Origin of the sequence: Clostridium gasigenes, assembly GCF_900104115.1 — a bacterium.
GTDB classification, from domain to species: domain Bacteria; phylum Bacillota; class Clostridia; order Clostridiales; family Clostridiaceae; genus Clostridium; species Clostridium gasigenes.
The window spans coordinates 848,610-867,481 of the sequence record NZ_FNJM01000001.1; the positions used below are offsets into that span (position 1 = coordinate 848,610).

Here is an 18,872-nt window from a genome sequence, read left to right on the forward strand (position 1 = left end):
TTTTGTCAACTTAACTTTTTTTATTAAAGTTTTCCTATATTATTAGCATGATCTCCGATTCTTTCTAAATTACTTATTATGTCTAAAAAGATAATACCAGAATTAGGTGAACATACTTTATTATTTAATCTATCTATATTGTTTCCTCTTAATGATTTTTCTAATTTATCTATTTCTTCCTCATTTTTTTCAATGTTATTTTTATTTCCAATTTCTCTTTTCTCATACATATTAATTGCATAATCTAAAGCCTCTAATGTTTTATTATACATTATAGTTAACTCATTAGTTGCTTCTACCCCGATATCAATTCTACCATTTATTTTCTCTACCGCTAAGTCTGCAATATTTTTAGCATGATCTCCAATTCTCTCAACATCATTGATTACATGATAAGTTGAAGCAAATGTCTTTATTTCAGCTTCTGGTAGTTCAAGCTGTGAAAGTTCTATTAAATAGTCTGTTATATCTTTTTCTAGCGCATTTATTATCTTTTCATTATGATAAACTTTTGTAATAGCTGCTTCATTATTTTCCATAAAAGCCTTCATAGCAAGCTTTAAGTTTTCTTTTGATTTATTTGCCATTCTTACAGTTTCTTTTGCAACTTGATCACAAGCTACTATTGGTATATTTAATGATTTTTTATCTAAATATATTGCGCCTTCTTTTTCTATTTCATCCTCACCTGGTAATATTTTGTTTGCTAATTTAACTAAATATCCTGCAAGTGGAAACATTATTACAGTTACTGTAATATTAAATATAGTATGTGCGTTTGCAACTTGTCTTGCAACATTAGAATCTGTACTTTCAACTAGTCTTATTAACGGATCCATAAATGGTAGGAAAATTAAAGTTCCTCCAATATTAAAGAATAAATGTATTAACGCTGCTTTTTTTGCTGTTTTATTTGTTCCTATTGACGCTAACAATGCTGTTGCGCAAGTTCCTATATTACAACCAAAAATAATTGGTAATGCAATATTCATATTAATTGCTCCTGTTGTTGCTAAAGCTACTAATATACCTGTTGTTGCAGAAGAACTTTGTACAACCGCAGTCATAGCAAGTCCTGCTAATACGCCTAAAAATCTATTTTCACCAACAACTAATACAAAGTCTTTGAACCATTGTGCGTCGGCAAGAGGCTTCATTGAACTTGACATTAGCCCCATTCCCATAAATAATATACCAAACCCTAAAGCTATATTTGCCATATCTCTTGTTTTTTTCTTTTTTGCAGTAACTACTACTACTGCAGCTACGCCAATTACTAATGGTGCTATTGCATCTAATTTAAATGATACCATCTGGGCTGTAATTGTTGTCCCAATATTAGCTCCCATAATAACGCCTGCTGCTTGCATTAATGACATTAACCCTGCATTAACGAAACTAACTACCATAACTGTAGTAGCAGATGAACTTTGTATTACGCAAGTAACTAACGCTCCAACAATAACTCCTATAAATCGATTACTTGTTAATTTTTCAAGTATTCCTTTAAGTTTATCTCCCGCTGCATTTTCTAATCCATCACCCATTAGTTTCATTCCGTATAGGAATAATCCAAGTCCCCCTATAAGCCCTATTATAGTTTCAAAATTAATCATTTTAAATCTCTCCTATCTTAAGTAATTTAAATATAAAATAATATCATTTATTATTTTATCATTTTTCTACAACTAAATAGGTTAATTCTATGTTAAATTTATTATTTAATAGTATAAAAATATAACATATTACAATACTTATGCACTTTTTAAAAAATAACAGAGTAATTTGCTGGTCTATCATTTTTTTTAGTGCTTTACTTATTTAAAATATTATTTCTTCTACTTTTTCCATATCAATATTCTCTTCTAGTAATGCTGCTAACTTATCGTATTGTTCTAATTTATATTTTTCATAATCTAGATTTTCTTCATTATATAATTTTATACCATTATATTCTTTTATATTATTAATTAATTCTTTAGCAAAGTTACCCTCATCAAATATCCCATGAAGATAAGTTCCAAGTATCTTTCCATCTGTGCTACATACTCCTACTACTTCACCATTTATATCATTTATAAAAACTTTAGAATCTTTACTTTTAATTGTTTTTCCATTATGTATTTCATAACCACTAACAGTTATGCCATTACAACTTTTAATAATATTACTATTTACTGTAACTACCCCTTTAATCTGTCTTGTTAATTTTTCCTTATTAAATATAGTTTTTATATCTAGTAGTCCAAACCCTTCTTCACTAGTTTTTTCACCCTCTACACCATCTAAATCTTCAATAAGTTTTCCAAGCATTTGATATCCACCACATATTCCAAATATAAATATGCCTTCTTTTTTAAGACTATTTATCTTTTCAAATATTCCATTTAATTTAATTGCTTTTAGATCTTCTATGGTGTTTTTAGTTCCAGGAATTATTATAACATGAGGCTTTTTAATTTCATTTACCTCTTTAACATATCTAACTTGAACTCCTTCTAATCTTTCTAATGAATTAAAATCTGTAAAATTAGACATATGAGGAAGCTTAATTACTACTATATCTAATCCTTTTGCTTCTTTATTTTTTATTCTGTCTGTAACACTATCCTCATCTTCTATATCAAATTCTGCATAGGGCAGTGCTCCTAATACTGGAATCTTAATTATTTCTTCTAATTGTTTCATTGCAGGTTTAAAGTACTCCATGTTCCCTCTAAACTTATTAATAATAACACCTTTAACTCTATTTTTTTCTTCTTCATCTAAAAGCATTATTGTCCCTACAACAGAAGCAAATACGCCTCCTCTATCTATATCTGCTACTAAAATCACTGGTGAATCTGAAATCTTAGCCATAGACATATTTGCTATATCACTTTCTTTCAAGTTTATTTCAGCGCAGCTACCAGAGCCTTCTAAAACCATCAGTTCATAATCTTTTTCTAAATTATAAAAAGTATTTTTTGCAACTATTCTTAATTCTTTATTTAACTCTTTATACTTATATGCATCCATAGTACAATGAACTTTTCCATTAAGTATAACCTGTGTTTTTAAGTTTCCACTAGGTTTTAAAAGTATTGGGTTCATAAATGCGGTTGGAACTATTTCACAAGCTTCTGCTTGAACCACCTGTGCTCTCCCCATTTCTAAACCATCTATTGTAACAAATGAGTTTAAAGAAATATTAAGAGCTTTAAAAGGGGCAACCTTTAACCCTTTATTTTTAAAATATCTACAAAAAGCTGTAGCTACTGTACTTTTACCAACTGAAGATGCTGTTCCAAGCAGCATTACTTTATTTGCCATTGTCTTCATCAACTATATCTAAGAAACCATGGGTTCCATTAGTTATATTTCCTTGTGTTTTAAATTTTATAGGAAACTTAAATAGTGGTCCATCATATACAAATGTATGATATTCACCGTTTTCTCCGCAAGGATCTGCCCCAGTTGCTTTTATATCACTAACTACTTCCTTAGTTAGTATTTTTCCTAAAAATTCTTCTTTAAGAAATTCTAATTTTACATTTTTAAGTACAGTTTTAAATCCTCTATCTATAAATTCATGAGTTAACCCTTCGCGATCTTCATTCCAAAGTGGGAATATAGCTTCAATTTCAACTTCATTACATCTATCTGTGCACCAAGTTCTATGAGCTTCTAAATCAATATCCCCAAATACACAAGCCTCAACTCCAAGTTCATTTTTCGCTAGTAATAAAGTATTCTTAAATGCATCTGCATATTCAGCACCTTCACATTTCACTAATAAAAGTGGAATATTTAATGATTCTGATACATTATGCAATAAATTTTCTGGTACTCCATGAAACCATGATCTACATAAATTTTTATCTACCGTTATTAATAACGCTACTGGTGTATGTCCATTTTCTATCATTCTATTCAATGCAAGTGTGCTATCTTTACCACAACTATATGACATTATAAATTTTTTACTCATTTTCTATCTCCTCCGTAATTTCAATATACTATATTCATATTTTTATGAATATTAAATTAATTAGAATTTTTTATTGTTCCCATTTTCTTAAAACATTTAACATAAATGTTTTAATATTAATACCATAGACATTTTTTAGTTTTTCTTCTTCCAAAACATGTTTCGGTATTCCTTTTGCAACTACTTCACCATTGTTTAACATTAATACTGATTCTCCAAAACTTTGAACTAGATTTAAATCATGTAATACTGCTACTACAATCCTATTATTTTCTTTTGTCCATTTATTTAAATACTCTAAAATATCTATTTGACATCTTAAATCTAAATGATTTGTTGGTTCATCTAGTAAAATAACCTCTGGGTCTTGAGCAAAAGCTCTTGCTAAAAATACTCTCTGAAGCTGACCTCCAGATAATTCATTTATTAATTTATTTTTCAAATCTAATAAAGCAACATTTTCTATACACTTAACTATAATATTATTATCATTTTCTGAAAGAGTTGCAAACACTCCTTTTAAATGAGCATATCTTCCAAGAGCTACTGTTTCATAAACTGTATATGGAAAATGAATATGACTTGATTGTGTCATAAGTGCTATTTTAGTAGCTAACTCTTTTCTATTTAAGCCACCTATTTCTTTTGAATCTAACAATATATTTCCTTTATAGTTAATTAAATTTGCTATTGACTTTAAAAGAGTACTTTTACCACATCCATTAGGACCGACTATACAAATATTTTCCCCTCTATTTACTTTAAAGCTTACATTTTTAACTACATTTAATCCATCATATCCACAACTTACGTTATTTACTTCCAACAATTTAAAATCACCTACTTTGACTTTTTAAAATAAAGATATGCAAAGAATGGAGCACCTATTAACGCTGTTACTGCGCCTACCGGCAGTTCAGAGGGAATAATAATAGTTCTTGCTACCAAATCTGTAATAATCATTAATGATCCACCTAAAACAATAGACATTGGAACTACATATGAGTGTTTTGATCCAAATATTTTTCTTACCATATGAGGTGCAATTAAATCTATGAATCCAATTGTACCACTTATCGCTACAGCACTTCCTGTTAAAATGGCCGTAAATAAAAAAAGTCGTTTTTTTACTTTTTTTGTATCCACGCCTATTGATTTTGCTGCTTCTTCTCCAAATGTTAATACATCCATTTCTTTAGAATATATCATAACCCCAACAACTCCTACAATAAAAAATGGAAGTCCTGCTTTTAAATATGACCATCCTCTCATTGAAAACGAACCCATTTGCCACATAGTAATACTTTCAATTTTATCTGTAAATAATGCTGTAATAGTTGTAAGTATTGCATTAAAGAACAATGAAAATACAAGACCTGCTAATATTATTGTATTGTTAGAAAGACTTTTATCTACCTTTGAAGCAAATTTTAATATTAATATAACTGTTAATAAACTACATATAAATCCTATAAGTGGCAACGTTAAGTTTCCAATCAATGGAATTGAAACTCCTGTTACTATTACAATACCAACACCAAGTGAAGCACCAGATGATATACCTAATGTATATGGTGATGCTAATGGATTTTTTAATACCGATTGAACAACCGCTCCACTAGCAGATAAGGCTCCCCCTACTATAAATGCTAAAAGAACCCTTGGAAGGCGTAAGTTCCATATAATAGCTACATCTTTACTATCTATTTCAGATCTTAATGTAATTCCCAATATTTTATGTCCTATTACTGAAATACTATCCAATATGCTAATATCGGAACTCCCAGATGAAGTTCCAATACATATTATTAAAAATACTAAAGGAATGGATAATATCATTAACCTTTTATTTTTATTTGTTTCCATATACTTCTGGATAAACATATCTAGCCATTTCCTTTAATGCTTTAATTATATTTTGTGATGATCTTGATGAAGAATTTTTATCAAGAGTAAATATTTTTTCTTCTTTTATTGCATTTATACTATTCCATCCATCACGGCTATTCACATCTTCAACAGCTGTTTTTCCTGCTGTATTTTTTCCAGGTGTATTTACTAATATAACATCCGGATTTGCATCTATTATTGATTCAGCGCTTGGAGAAATCCAAGATTTTTCATTTTTAAATATATTTTCTGCTCCAATTATTTCTATCATTTCATTTAAGAAAGTTTCGCTACCAAAACTACTTAATTTTGAACCAGCTCCTATTTCAAAATAAACCTTTTTCTTATCTGTAATTTTATCTCCAATTGCTTTTATTTCAGCGACTTCTTTTTTCATGTCTTCAATTATTTCTTTTCCTTTTTTTTCTGTTCCAGTAATACTTGCCATAAATTCTATATCTTCATATATTCCATCTATGCTGTAGCTACTTGGAATGTATGCTACTGGAATCCCAGCTTCTTTTATTAATTTAAATGGATCATTATCTCCAACTTTGTTGTGTCCTGAAGCTATTATAATATTAGGATCTAAAGATATTAATGTTTCTGCATCTGGATTTCTAAACTCAATTTGAGGTAAATCTGTATTAACACCTTCAACATCTGCTGAATATTTATCGATTGCAACTAACTTATCTGCTAGTCCAAGTGCTACTAACACCTCGGTATTTGATGGTGCTGTTGATATTATAGTCTTAACCTCTTTAGGTGCAGTAAACTCTGTTCCCTCTCTATCTGTCCTTGTTATTATCTTCTCTGTGCAACCTGCAAATAACATTGTTGTAAAAGTCATTGCAAATACTAGTGATAAAATTTTACCTTTCTTTTTCATTAATTATTCCTCCTTAGTATATATATCTAGGGCTCTCTTAACTTTATTAAATTATATTACTAAACTATAATTTAATGCAGTAATAATTTTTTCGTTTTCCTCTCTAGTTCTTACTGCTATTCTATAAAAGCTACTATTCAAACCTTCATAATTACTACAACTTCTAATTAGTATACTGTGTTTCATCATCTCTTCCTTTAAATCTAAGTTATTTAAAATTTTAAACATAATAAAATTAACTGATGGTTTAAACACTTTAATGTTTTTTATTTGTTTTAAATTATTATATAAATAGTTTTTTTCCTTTTCTACGTACTCAATACTGTGTCTTATATAATCTTCTTCTTTAAGAGCTTGTATAGTCCCTTCGGATGCAACTACATTTACAGTCCAAGGAACTGTAACTTTCTTTATTAGAGTAATAAACTCTTCATTTTTAGAAATTCCATAACCAATTCTTATTCCTGGCATTGCAAAAAATTTAGTTAATGATTTTATAATTATAATATTTTCATATTTTTGTAATAAGTCTTTAGATGTATACTCTTCTTCTGAGTTTAAAAAATCTAAAAAAGATTCATCTATAACTATAGTTGTTTTTGTTTCTAATCCCCTTTTTGCTAATTTTTCAATAAAAGTATTTTTAGTTAAAACCCCTGTTGGATTATTTGGATTACATATAAATATCATATCTATGCTTTCATTTAAAGAGTTTATTAATTCATTATTTAATTTAAAATTATCTTCTTCCTTCAAATGATAATACTCTATACTTCCGTCTATACTTAATACAGCTTCTTCATATTCTGAAAAGGTCGGTGCTGGAAGCAATACTTTTCTAGGTTTTAACCCCCTAATTATATTGAAAATCACCTCTGCTGCTCCATTTCCAAGTACTAAGTTCTTTATATCTATATTTTCATAGTCGCTTATAGATTTTTTCAAATTAAAATAAGATATGTCTGGATATTTTTCGATTTTATCTAAAGCATTAATCATGGCATTTTTAACATTTTTATTTAATCCACTGGGATTAATATTAGCAGAAAAATCAACTATTTCTTCAGAATTTATTTTGTATTTTCTTGATATTTCTTCTACATTCCCACCATGAACTATTTTACTCATATAATCTCACCTCAAAACCTTTGCAAACTTTTTTATATAATTAAATTTAAACCTATTGCTAATATGTATCCAAAAATAGCAACTCCATAAAGTATTTTATTAGTCTTATATAAATGATCTATTTTTATTTCGTCTAAATCATCACCTATAGTTGGCTTTTCAACTATTTTACCGAAATAATAATTTGATCCGCCTAGCTTAATTCCTAAAGCTCCAGCTACTGCAGCCTCTGGATGAGCGCTATTTGGACTGCTATGATTGTTTTTATCTCTATTGTAAATTTTATAACTATTTCTCCAATTCATTTTTAATATAAACGCTACTATTATTGTAAAAATACCTGTTAATCTAGCGGGGATATAATTAAATAAGTCATCTAATTTTGCCGGAAAGTATCCAAAATCTTTATACTTTTCATTTTTATATCCAAACATTGAATCCATTGTATTTACTGCTTTATATGCCATGGCAAGTGGCGCACCACCAATCCCTATATAAAATAATGGCGCAATTATACCATCAGACATATTCTCTGCTACTGTTTCTATAACTGCTCTTATTATTGATTTTTTATCTAATGATTTTGTATCTCTCCCTACTATATAAGATAATTGAGTTCTTGCAGACCCTATATCATCTTTAACTATATAGCTAATAACCTTTAATCCTTCTATTTTTAATGCTTTTGTTGAAATACAAAAATATATTATAATTCCACTTAGCGTTATTCCAATTATATTATTAAATGAAAAGGCTAATTTTATAAGTAATAAATTTACTGCATAAACCACTATTACTGCAATTATCCAAGTAAATCCTCCTGCTAGTTTAAGTGAGTTTTTAAATACTGCTCTGAATATCTTTTCTAACCACTTACACAATGTTCCTATGATCCTTACTGGATGATAAGGATTTTGTGGATCTCCAATTATAAAATCTAATATAAAACCTATTGTTATTTCTATCATTATTCCACCCTATATTTCTTTTTTATTATTTTAACTGGATATTACTTTCTATTTTAACGGTATCAACTTTCTTATCCCATAAAACCGTTAGCTTATATCCTAAGCCACATTCTGGCTGCCACTCATAGAAACTTTTCTCATTACTATAAAATAGTTCTAATATAGTGCCTATTGTTCCACCATGAGAAACTAGTAATACTGATTTATAATTTTCTAGACTACATTGATTTAGAAAGTTCTTAAAGGCTTTACTAATTCGTTCTCTATATTCGAATTTACTTTCACCATTAAATCCGGTGACTTTTCCTTCCTTATCCATAATCCAATTTATATATGTTTGATTTTCCTTTAACATATCATAGGATTTCATTTCAAAATCACCGAAGTTATATTCAAAGAACTCCTTTATAACTTCATACTCTATTTTGGGATATAATATTTCAAATGTTTCATTTGCTCTTTTCGCTCCGCTTGTATAATATTTTTCACATTTTGGATATTTAAATTTACTTGTAGATATATCTAATTTCTCTAATTTATTTGAATCACTCAAAGCTTTAAATTCTAATAATTCTCTTTTCCCTTCTATACTTAGATGTATATCAGATACCCCGCAATAAAGTCTTTTTTCATTGCAAGTTGTTTTTCCATGTCTTATTAAATAGACTTCTAACTTATACATCTTTTAAAACCATTTCAAGTCCACAAAATATTCTAACTACCGTGCATGAATTTTTAGTTAAGTACTGTAAACATCTACCTGTATCTTCTCTCCATATTCTATTACTTTTTTCTAAAGGTACTATGCCGCTAGATATTTCATCACAAATAATTATTTTATCTTCAAGTTCTTTAATATTTTCTTTTAAAATATCTAAAGGATTTTCACCATATTTGCCTAGTTCATAAATGAATTTGTGCAATCCGCAAATAATTTTTTTAGAATAATTTAATTCTTTTTCATTGCAAAAAAATATTTCTTCATCTTTTATATTATATTTTGCCTTAGCATACTCGAGCTTACCATTATAAGCTCCACCAAAAACTAAAATCACTATAATCTTCCCCCTACATTAGTGCTACTATTAAAAGACCAATCGATTCTGCTATAACAAGTCCAAATCCAGCAATATCCCCAGACATTCCTCCAAGTTCCATACAACTATTATTAACAAATATAATTGTAATACCAATCATTGCTAAAGGCACTCCTAGGGCTTCAATACCTAATATAAGTATTAATACTATTGATGGTATTAATATAAATATAAGTAACAGTATTTTATCTATTATCCCTGTACCCTTTTTAAAATATGAACCAAGAGAGCTTTCTGGCATTGATTCCTTTGTTAATAGCAAAAAACCCATAAAGCTTCTTGAAATAACGGGTATTAAAACTAATGCTATAAGGTTCCATCCATTATCTATAACTGTATATGTAGATGCAAAGTTAACTATAAATAACATTGCTAAAGCTATTACTGAAAAAGCTCCTGTATTTGGGTCTTTTAATATTCTTATTTTCTCTTTTTTATCACGCCTTGATAGCATTGCATCACAAACATCCATATACCCATCTAAATGTAACATTCCAGTGATTATAAATGGTGTTACCATTGTTAGAGCTGAAATAAGTATTATTGATGCATCTATACCTACTAGTAACTTGCAGACACCATACCAAAATCCGCCTACTATCAATCCTATTAGCGGATAAAATTTTAATATATGTTTAGCTCCAGCATCATTCCACTCATGCTTTGGTAATGGAATTATTGTAAACATACTTATGGCCATTAATAATCCGTTTACTATTTTACTCACCTCAAACTTTCAATTTGCATTAGATATTCTGTAACTCTCTAATATATCTTTTCCTTTATGTATAATTATATTATTAAATACACATTCGATAACTACATCACAAAATATTGCTACGTTTCTATTAACTAGTCCTATCTCTTTTCTAAAATTTTCAGTATAACTATCATATGTAATACTGTCACTTGAAATATAATCTGACACCATAACTAGATTTAAAGCATTTTTACTAATATTTCTTAAACCCATTATTATATTATTTTGTATATTTTCATTAAACTCATTTAAAACAAACATTTCATTTGTAACTAGTGAAGTTAAGCTATCAATTAATAATGTATCATTTTTTTCTATTTTATTAATTATATTATCTATATTTCTTTGTACTTCAATAGTTTGAAATCCATATCCTTCTCTTTCTTTTAAATGATTTTCTATTCTTTTTAGATCATCTTCATCATAAGGACTCATAGTTGCCACATAATACAAATTGCTGCCTTTATTTTCTAATTCTTTTGAAAGATTCTGAGCATACATAGATTTACCGCTTTTAGCTCCACCAATTACTAAACAAATCACATTTCTATACCAATTCTTGAAGGAATTCCTTCTTCAAAAGGATGTTTGATTGGATTTATTTCTGATACGTAGTTAGCTATATCTATTAGCTTTTGATTTGGATTTCTCCCAGTTAAAACAACTTCTAAATTTTTTGGCTTATTTTTCAAAAATTCTAGTACTGTATCTAATTCTAATACTCCATAGTTTAAAGCAGCCATTGTTTCATCTAATATAAGTAAATCATAATTTTCATCTATAGCTTTCTTAGTTATTGATAAAAATCTATCTCTATGTTCCTTAATCACTTCTTCTTGCCCTTCTTTGTCTAAACAATTAAACCAATCCTTCATTGGAGCACCTTTTACTACATGAAAATATTCATTTAATTTTTCTATTGAAACAAGCTCTCCAGTATTATTATCCTTTAAAAACTGAGTTAACAGAACCTTATTTTTTCTTCCTGCACATCTCATACCAAGTCCCATAGCTGCTGTTGTTTTTCCTTTTCCATTTCCACAATATATATGAATTAATCCTATTTCCATAATTTTTACCTCCTCTTGTTTTATTATTTTTGAAGATCACTTATACTATATAATCGTCTTCACTTCTTACTGTATCTAAATAGCCATTATCTATTTCAGCTTCTGCAAAAGTGGCCATATTATTCATCATTGCACAAGCATATTGAACTATAGAAAAAGCTATTGGACATCCACTTCCTTCTCCAAGCCTCATGTCTAAATTAACCATAGAATCGAGTTTCAACTCATCGAGCGCAATGTTATATCCTATTTCTTTAGAACAATGTGATGTTATTAAGTAATCTCTTACTAATGGATTAATCTTAACTGCTGCTAGTGCTGCAACTGCTGATATAAACCCATCTACAACTACAGGTATTTGATAATAAGCTGCCCCTATAAACACTCCTACCATAGCTGCAATATCGAATCCACCTACTTTTGATATAATATCTATTGGGTCTTTTATATCTATATTATTTATTTCTAAAGCTGTTTTTATTACTACCTTTTTTTTCTCGAAGGCTTCTTTTGTTACACCTCCACCCTTACCAACTGCTTTCTCCAGGACACAATTTGTAAGTGCAATTAGTACAGCACTACTTGTTGTAGTATTTCCTATTCCCATCTCTCCTACACCTATTATGTCATATTTTTTTCCCTTTACCTTTCCTACCATTTCAATACCAATATTTATAGCGTTTACACACTCTTCATAACTCATAGCTGGTCCTTTAGCTATATTGCTTGTCCCTTTTCTTATTTTTCTATTATAGACCTTTGGTATTTCTTTATCACTATTAATACCTATATCAACTACTATTAAATCTGAGTTACTTTCTTTAGCAAGTACAGCTACTCCTGTTAATCCTTTTGTAAAATTAATAGTTTGAGCAAGTGTTACATATTGAGGTGCTGAGGCTACCCCCTCCTCTACAACACCATTATCAGAACACATTATAATTATACATTTCTTATTTATACTATTTTTAACGTTACCTGTAATGCCTGCAAGCTTTATTGATATTTCTTCCAATTTCCCAAGGCTTCCAAGGGGTTTTGCCAACGAATCCAACCTTTCCTTTGCCAGTTTACAAGCTTTCTTATTTGCAGGTTTAATATCATTTATAAATTTTTTTAAACTATCCTTATTTTCAAATCGCACCTTATACCCCCTAATAAAAATATCTCAGACATACTTATTTTTTGAAGTGCCTTACTAAGCATATCTATATTCATAACTTTAATTTTCTTTCAAATCTATTTGAACGTCAAAAAAGCATCTTACTTAACATAAGATGCTTGCATAACAAAATAAATAAGAATACTTTTCTTACTTAAAATACAATACACCCTTAATACACCGTTAAGTTGAGGGTGCTGAAAAAATAACAAGTCAATCATTTGATGAACTATCTATATTTTAAAAGCTCCCTAATAGCGTTAATGTATTGGCAGGTATTCCGACTTAAATTATGTTAAGACTTTTATTTTATTAATTTCTATAAATAAAATAATTGAAAAAACTAACTTTCACGGTGGCGGGACCGTATAGGCTTTTAACCTATTTCCCTTTTAATGTATTTAAACAACCATTACATATTTATTACCTTTTTGTTATAATACTTATAATTAATACAAAAGTCAATAAGTAAGGAGATTTTATGAATTCTATAATAATTGATTTTTTAAAGTATTCCTTAAATTGGGATATGAATTTTTTATCTTCACTAGAACAAATTGGAGGGCTTAGTAATAATAATTACAAAGCAATTTATTATAATAATTTATATTTTATACGTCTATGTAATCCAACTCCATTTAATATTAGTAGAAGAAATGAATTAACTATTTTACATACTGCTTGCGATTTAAATTTATGCCATATGCCTATTTACTTTGATGTGGAGACTGGAAATATGGTATATAAATGGATTAATGGAAAAATGCCTACAGAAATAGAGTTTAATTCTGAGCGCTTATTAAGGAAATTATGTATCAACTTAAAAAAATTACATTTAACAACATCTTTAACTTATTTCAATCCATTTAATGAAATTAGGGCGAGAATAAAAATATGTATTAATCTAAAACTTCCACTGCCTACTTATATATATTCTTTAACAGAAAAACTATTTCGGCTTGAAAAGGAACTAGAAATAAATAAATTCGTAGGCCTTTGTCATAACGATTTAAATGTTTCTAATATAATTATAGATGATAGAAATTTATATATTATAGATTATGAGTTCTCAGCTACTTGCGATGTTTTTTTTGATTTAGCAACTGTTGCATGGTTACAAGATTATAATGGACGTGTTAATTTATTAAAGGCCTATTTTGGAAGCTTTAACATTAAAGATTATAATAAACTTATTAGCTATATTTATGTTGTTAAACTTCTAAATGCTCTTTGGAGTTTAATAAAATCAGCACAATCATTAAGTAACTACAATTATGAAAAAGCTTCTAATATTATTTTTGATGAATTATATTCTAATCTATAAAAATTCTAGATTTAAAATAAGGCTATATTAAAATTTAACTCATTATTAAAGGAGGCTATTACGCCGCCTTTAATAAGTGAAATATTATATTCTCAATAAAATTTCATTTATATTATTACTTATTTCCCTTCTTTCGTTATAAATCCACTCTGCATCAAAAGGTAGGTTAAACACCTTACTAAATGAGTAATATAAATTTACTTTTTGATAATAAATCTCTAAGTCATCTAAATTACCTTTGAAACATTGAGGTTTTGTGATTTCCTTAGAATTTATTAAGAATAATTCCTCAACATAGTCTAAGAAAGCATTCAGCATAACCTCTTCTGATACATCAAATGGAATCTTCAATAAATTCCATTGAATTTCTTCCTTTAACTTATATCTCTTTATATTGTCTAATACAATAATATACTCAGTTATATCCATTTTTCTATAATAATTTAACGTCTCTTCTCTCGTGCTCCAAATAGCTAATTTTTCATTAAGTGGGAGAGTTTTTATTTTCAATATAGCTTCTGAAGGTCCTATTACCGCCGAATATACCGGCTTATCTTTTTCCTCTAATTTATCTTGTAGAAACTCTGCTCCTCCTCCTATACTTAAAACATAGCCTATTTCATATATTCCTTTTCTTCCTGCTCTGCCTGCTATTTGTTTAACTTCCTGTGATGTCAAATCACGTATTTCATATCCATCAAATTTCTTAGTAGATAAAAATATAATTCTTTTTATTGGTAAATTCACACCCATTCCAATAGCATCTGTTGTTATTAAAATATTTGTTTCCTTATTTACAAATTGCTCATATTGTTTTCTTCTAACTTCTGGTGGCAAATCTCCATATATAATACTTGCCTTTACTCCTTGTTTAGAATAACTTTCTGCAATTTCTAAAACTCTTTTTTTAGAAAACACTACTATAGCATCTCCAGGCTGTGCATCTTTAAAATAAAAACTTTTATGATCTATTTCAAGAGGAATTTGCCTCTTATATTCTATTAACTCATATTCTTCGCCGCAATCTTCCAATATTTTTATTAGTACCTCTTTAGCATTTAAAGCTCCACATAAGTGAATTTCTTTACATCTAATTCCTAGAAGTGCTTTTGTCCAAGCATCCCCTCTTTGCGAATCTCCAATCATTTGGATTTCATCTATAACTGCTATTTCATAATTTTTCTTTATATTCAATTTTTCAACTGTACAAGATGTATGCGTTGCCCCAATAGTTATTATTTCTTCTTCTCCGGTTAGTAAGTCACATATTACCCCTTCATTATTCATTCTTTCATAATTTTCAAGAGCTAATATTCTAAGTGGGGATAAGTATATTCCACATTTAGCCTTTTTTAATCTCTCGATTGCATTATAGGTTTTACCTGTATTTGTATCCCCTAAATGAATATAGAATTTTCTTTTTATAAATCTAGCTTCTCTATACTCATCTTTTGGATTTGATGGGAAATTCTTTTCAAATTCTTTTGATATTAAATCCGGTATATGATGTTTAACTAAAACTGTCATTATACCTGAATTAATTAAACTATTATCCTGTCCCCGGACAACCTTATAATAATCAAAACTTGTATCATTTTTCTTATTATAATCACTTAGAATTTTCTTGGATACATATTCAAGCAAATCATCATATCTTTCACATAAATTATTATATTCCTTAAAACCTTCTCCACTCATATCTTGAAGCTCTCTTATCTTTTTTCTTATAGTCGCTTCATGTTCAAGCAATACTCCTGGTTTAGAATTATATACTATTTCTTCTATTTGATTTATCTGACCCTTCAACTTTTTAAACTCTCTTTGCATAGAATTTTTTTTCAATATTATCCCTCCAAAACCTAGTTGTATTTTACTTAAGAAACTAAAAAAACAAATCTTCTACCATATAATATTACTTCTTATTATCCTTTTATTCATTAGCTTGCTCATTTGTTCCAATTTTTATAAGTTCAAAAAATATTAATTAACCATTAAAACACATAAGCAGGTAGTTTAGTATTTATATCTATACTAAACTACCTGCTTATCTATATATGTTATTTTTTTAAATTATGATTAATATGCTATTATTTCAACACCGTTTTCTGTTACAAGAATGGTATGTTCCCATTGTGCTGAATAAGAGCCATCTTCTGTAATTGCTGTCCAATCATTTTCTTCGTCAACAAATAAATTATAATCTCCTGCATTTATCATTGGCTCTATTGTAAATACCATTCCTGGAACTAAAATCATACCAGTTCCTTTTTCTCCAATATGACTTACAAATGGATCTTCGTGAAACTCTAGTCCTATTCCGTGTCCACCAAAATCTCTAACTACTGAATAACCATTTTCATCTGTTAATTCCTTAATTGCAGCTCCTATGTCTCCTATGAATCCCCAAGGCTTTACAGCAGCTACGCCTCTTGCTAAAGACTCTTTTGCTACATTAACTAATCTTTTATCTTCTTCGCTTACGTTACCTATCATAAACATTCTTGACGCATCTGAAAAATATCCATTTAATATTGTGGATACATCTACATTTATTATATCTCCATCTTTTAGTATTATATCCTCACTTGGTATTCCATGACATATTTCTTCGTTAATTGATGTACATACGCTCTTTGGAAACCCTGAAAAATTAAGAGGTGCTGGTATCCCCCCTTGAGAAATTGTATAATCATGTATTATTTTATTTATTTCTTCTGTATTCATACCAATTTTAATTCTCTCAGCAATTAAATCTAAAGCAGAATTATTTATTTTAGCACTTGCCTTTATCCCTTCAATTTGTTCCTTATTCTTAATCATATCTCTTGAGGGTACAATAAACCCTTTCATTTGTAGTGAGTTTACCTTTTTATCAAAATCAATATGACATTTCTTATATTTTTGTTTGCTTCCACACCAGCATTCATCATTTCTATTTAAATTCATTTTTAAATCTCCTTTTCAAAACAAAAATTTATATTAACTAGTTTATTTTTGCTTTAGTAATTATATACATGTATTATACACCTATACTCTATTTTTTCAAATCCATATTTTATTTTTATAAAGCTATCATCCTCTATTATGCGCTTTTACTACATTATAAGACTATTTTTTTGAAACTTTTTTCTAATCATGGTATACTATACTAGTAGAAATCTATTTTACACTTATTTATTATACAAAGGAGCGATTATATATGAAGAAAAAACTTTTAGTAATTTTATCTATTCTTACATTTTCACTAATGCTTATTTCCTGTAATAAGGAGATTTCAAAACCTAATACAGAAGCCGACTTATCTCAAGATGATAACATTAAACAAAATGATAACATTAAAACTAACTTTGAGGAGGCTAAAGATACACAATCTACCGATACTGACAATACTGATGTAGTAAAAAAAGAAAATAAATCTGTACGACTTTATTTTTATGATGTCGTAAATGATAATATTATTTACTATGATGATACTATTGAAGTAACTGATAAAGCTGTAACTAATGCACTTGTAAATGCATTGAAAAACCCAACAAAACCTGATGTTACCCCTGCTATTGCTAAAAATATCAGTGTAACATCTGCTAAGTTAGATAAAGAAAATAATATATTTACTATGGATTTCAAAGATAACTTCGTAAGTGAAATGAACTTAGGTAGTGGTTCTGAATCTAATACTTTAAAAGCTATTGTTAATACTATTGGTTATAATTTTAAGGTTGATAATGTAATTATTACTTTAGGTGGTAAGCCTTATAGTTCAGGACATATATCAATGAATGATGGTGAAAGCTTTAAAGTTTCTTTAGAGAATGTAATTAAATTAGATTAAGTTTCAGGATTTTTTAAAAATAATAAGTTTTTTAATATTTACTTATTTATATATTTATTTAAAATAGGCAGTCTATATTTTGACTGCCTATTTTTTATATTTATTCTTTTATTAATCACAAAAACAACAATTTTGATTAGAATAAACTATACTTTAATATTAATAATTAAATTAAAAAAGGGGTGAATATAAGTTGGATCCATATAAAGTTTTAGGTATACACCAAAATTCATCAGAAGAGGAGATAAAAAAAGCTTATAAAAACATTGTTTCTCAATACAGTTTGACTAAATATCAAGATACACCAAACGAAGCTCTAGCTAAAAACATATTGTCTGATGCGAATGATTCTTATGAATTGCTTGTTAACGGTAATATCTACAAAGAAATTAGAAATTTAATTGATACTAAAAATTTTGTAATTGCTGAAACTAAATTAAATATTATTGATGATAAAAATTCTCCTGAATGGAATTATCTTAAATGCTTTGTTTTTTTAAATAAAGGTTGGTTTGACTCCGCTGTATCTCATTTAACTACTGCAATTGAACTTAATCCAGACAATTTCGAATATATAGATAGTTTAAATACTTTAAAAACAAGAGCTCCAGAATTTGCAAATTACTATAACCAAGAAAATGTTCAGCCAAATACAAATAATATGAATGCTTGTGGTGGAGGGAGTTCTCCTTCTAGTGGTAACAAGGGAATGTGTTAACTATTAATCAAAATATGATTTACAAACATAATCACAAGATAAAATTTAAAGACTGATAAAA

General features: G+C 28.3%; 19 protein-coding genes and 1 riboswitch. Of the genes, 3 read left to right on the top strand and 16 right to left on the bottom strand.

The features are described 5' to 3' along the window. Nucleotides 1-23 precede the first annotated feature (23 nt). The 14 genes from BLS77_RS04165 to cobT form a co-directional block, all read right to left on the bottom strand. Complete coding sequence (locus tag BLS77_RS04165; RefSeq protein WP_089966147.1) at nucleotides 24-1,616, bottom strand: Na/Pi cotransporter family protein; 1,593 nt, start codon at nucleotides 1,614-1,616, stop codon at nucleotides 24-26. A 205-nt stretch (nucleotides 1,617-1,821) separates the two neighbouring features. After that, the gene (locus BLS77_RS04170) at nucleotides 1,822-3,312 is read right to left on the bottom strand and encodes a cobyric acid synthase (RefSeq protein WP_089966149.1); all 1,491 of its coding nucleotides are present in this window, start codon (nucleotides 3,310-3,312) and stop codon (nucleotides 1,822-1,824) included. Beyond that, a complete protein-coding gene (locus BLS77_RS04175; RefSeq protein WP_089966151.1) occupies nucleotides 3,302-3,970 on the bottom strand; it encodes a Dph6-related ATP pyrophosphatase in 669 nt (222 codons plus the stop codon). Before BLS77_RS04175 ends, BLS77_RS04170 begins: the two co-directional genes overlap by 11 nt. Before the next feature lie 70 nt (nucleotides 3,971-4,040). Continuing rightward, nucleotides 4,041-4,799, bottom strand: a complete 759-nt coding sequence (locus tag BLS77_RS04180) for an ABC transporter ATP-binding protein (protein ID WP_089966153.1) — start codon at nucleotides 4,797-4,799, stop codon at nucleotides 4,041-4,043. Nucleotides 4,800-4,810: 11 nt separating this feature from the next. Further along, the gene (locus tag BLS77_RS04185) at nucleotides 4,811-5,854 is read right to left on the bottom strand and encodes a FecCD family ABC transporter permease (protein WP_089966155.1); all 1,044 of its coding nucleotides are present in this window, start codon (nucleotides 5,852-5,854) and stop codon (nucleotides 4,811-4,813) included. Further along, on the bottom strand, nucleotides 5,823-6,752 hold the full coding sequence (locus BLS77_RS04190) for an ABC transporter substrate-binding protein (protein ID WP_089966157.1): 930 nt from the start codon (nucleotides 6,750-6,752) through the stop codon (nucleotides 5,823-5,825). Before BLS77_RS04190 ends, BLS77_RS04185 begins: the two co-directional genes overlap by 32 nt. A 51-nt stretch (nucleotides 6,753-6,803) precedes the next feature. After that, the gene (gene cobD, locus BLS77_RS04195; RefSeq protein ID WP_089966159.1) at nucleotides 6,804-7,880 is read right to left on the bottom strand and encodes a threonine-phosphate decarboxylase CobD; all 1,077 of its coding nucleotides are present in this window, start codon (nucleotides 7,878-7,880) and stop codon (nucleotides 6,804-6,806) included. A 32-nt stretch (nucleotides 7,881-7,912) separates the two neighbouring features. Beyond that, the gene (cbiB, locus tag BLS77_RS04200; protein WP_089966161.1) at nucleotides 7,913-8,848 is read right to left on the bottom strand and encodes an adenosylcobinamide-phosphate synthase CbiB; all 936 of its coding nucleotides are present in this window, start codon (nucleotides 8,846-8,848) and stop codon (nucleotides 7,913-7,915) included. A 25-nt stretch (nucleotides 8,849-8,873) separates the two neighbouring features. Continuing rightward, entirely contained in the window at nucleotides 8,874-9,530 is a 657-nt protein-coding gene (locus BLS77_RS04205) for a histidine phosphatase family protein (protein WP_089966163.1), read from the bottom strand. Beyond that, nucleotides 9,523-9,903 carry a bifunctional adenosylcobinamide kinase/adenosylcobinamide-phosphate guanylyltransferase gene (locus tag BLS77_RS04210; RefSeq protein WP_089966165.1) on the bottom strand — a complete coding sequence of 127 codons (381 nt, stop codon included), beginning with the start codon at nucleotides 9,901-9,903 and terminating at the stop codon, nucleotides 9,523-9,525. Before BLS77_RS04210 ends, BLS77_RS04205 begins: the two co-directional genes overlap by 8 nt. A gap of 13 nt (nucleotides 9,904-9,916) precedes the next feature. After that, nucleotides 9,917-10,672 (bottom strand): adenosylcobinamide-GDP ribazoletransferase, encoded by a 756-nt coding sequence (locus BLS77_RS04215; protein WP_089966167.1) that lies wholly within the window; start codon nucleotides 10,670-10,672, stop codon nucleotides 9,917-9,919. A 9-nt stretch (nucleotides 10,673-10,681) separates the two neighbouring features. Next, on the bottom strand, nucleotides 10,682-11,248 hold the full coding sequence (locus BLS77_RS04220) for a bifunctional adenosylcobinamide kinase/adenosylcobinamide-phosphate guanylyltransferase (protein WP_089966168.1): 567 nt from the start codon (nucleotides 11,246-11,248) through the stop codon (nucleotides 10,682-10,684). Beyond that, complete coding sequence (locus BLS77_RS04225; protein ID WP_089966170.1) at nucleotides 11,245-11,775, bottom strand: cob(I)yrinic acid a,c-diamide adenosyltransferase; 531 nt, start codon at nucleotides 11,773-11,775, stop codon at nucleotides 11,245-11,247. The genes BLS77_RS04220 and BLS77_RS04225 overlap by 4 nt, the downstream gene beginning before the upstream one ends. Nucleotides 11,776-11,815: 40 nt before the next feature. Then, a complete protein-coding gene (gene cobT / locus BLS77_RS04230; RefSeq protein ID WP_175490762.1) occupies nucleotides 11,816-12,919 on the bottom strand; it encodes a nicotinate-nucleotide--dimethylbenzimidazole phosphoribosyltransferase in 1,104 nt (367 codons plus the stop codon). A 271-nt stretch (nucleotides 12,920-13,190) separates the two neighbouring features. Next, nucleotides 13,191-13,366: riboswitch (cobalamin riboswitch) on the bottom strand. A 52-nt stretch (nucleotides 13,367-13,418) separates the two neighbouring features. Between cobT and BLS77_RS04235 the strand changes: the two genes are divergently transcribed. After that, nucleotides 13,419-14,261, top strand: coding sequence for a choline/ethanolamine kinase family protein (locus tag BLS77_RS04235; RefSeq protein ID WP_089966172.1), 843 nt, complete (start codon nucleotides 13,419-13,421; stop codon nucleotides 14,259-14,261). 84 nt (nucleotides 14,262-14,345) lie between these two features. Here the strand turns inward: BLS77_RS04235 and BLS77_RS04240 are convergent, their stop codons facing one another. Together BLS77_RS04240 and BLS77_RS04245 are read right to left on the bottom strand one after the other, a co-directional pair. Then, nucleotides 14,346-16,103: a helicase-related protein gene (locus tag BLS77_RS04240; RefSeq protein WP_089966174.1), complete on the bottom strand. Its 1,758-nt coding sequence runs from the start codon at nucleotides 16,101-16,103 to the stop codon at nucleotides 14,346-14,348. A gap of 234 nt (nucleotides 16,104-16,337) precedes the next feature. Further along, complete coding sequence (locus BLS77_RS04245) at nucleotides 16,338-17,207, bottom strand: methionyl aminopeptidase (protein ID WP_089966176.1); 870 nt, start codon at nucleotides 17,205-17,207, stop codon at nucleotides 16,338-16,340. 253 nt (nucleotides 17,208-17,460) lie between these two features. Between BLS77_RS04245 and BLS77_RS04250 the strand changes: the two genes are divergently transcribed. Next, the gene (locus tag BLS77_RS04250) at nucleotides 17,461-18,093 is read left to right on the top strand and encodes a GerMN domain-containing protein (protein WP_089966178.1); all 633 of its coding nucleotides are present in this window, start codon (nucleotides 17,461-17,463) and stop codon (nucleotides 18,091-18,093) included. Between the two features lie 193 nt (nucleotides 18,094-18,286). Then, on the top strand, nucleotides 18,287-18,811 hold the full coding sequence (locus tag BLS77_RS04255) for a J domain-containing protein (protein ID WP_089966180.1): 525 nt from the start codon (nucleotides 18,287-18,289) through the stop codon (nucleotides 18,809-18,811). The last annotated feature ends 61 nt before the right edge of the window (nucleotides 18,812-18,872 follow it).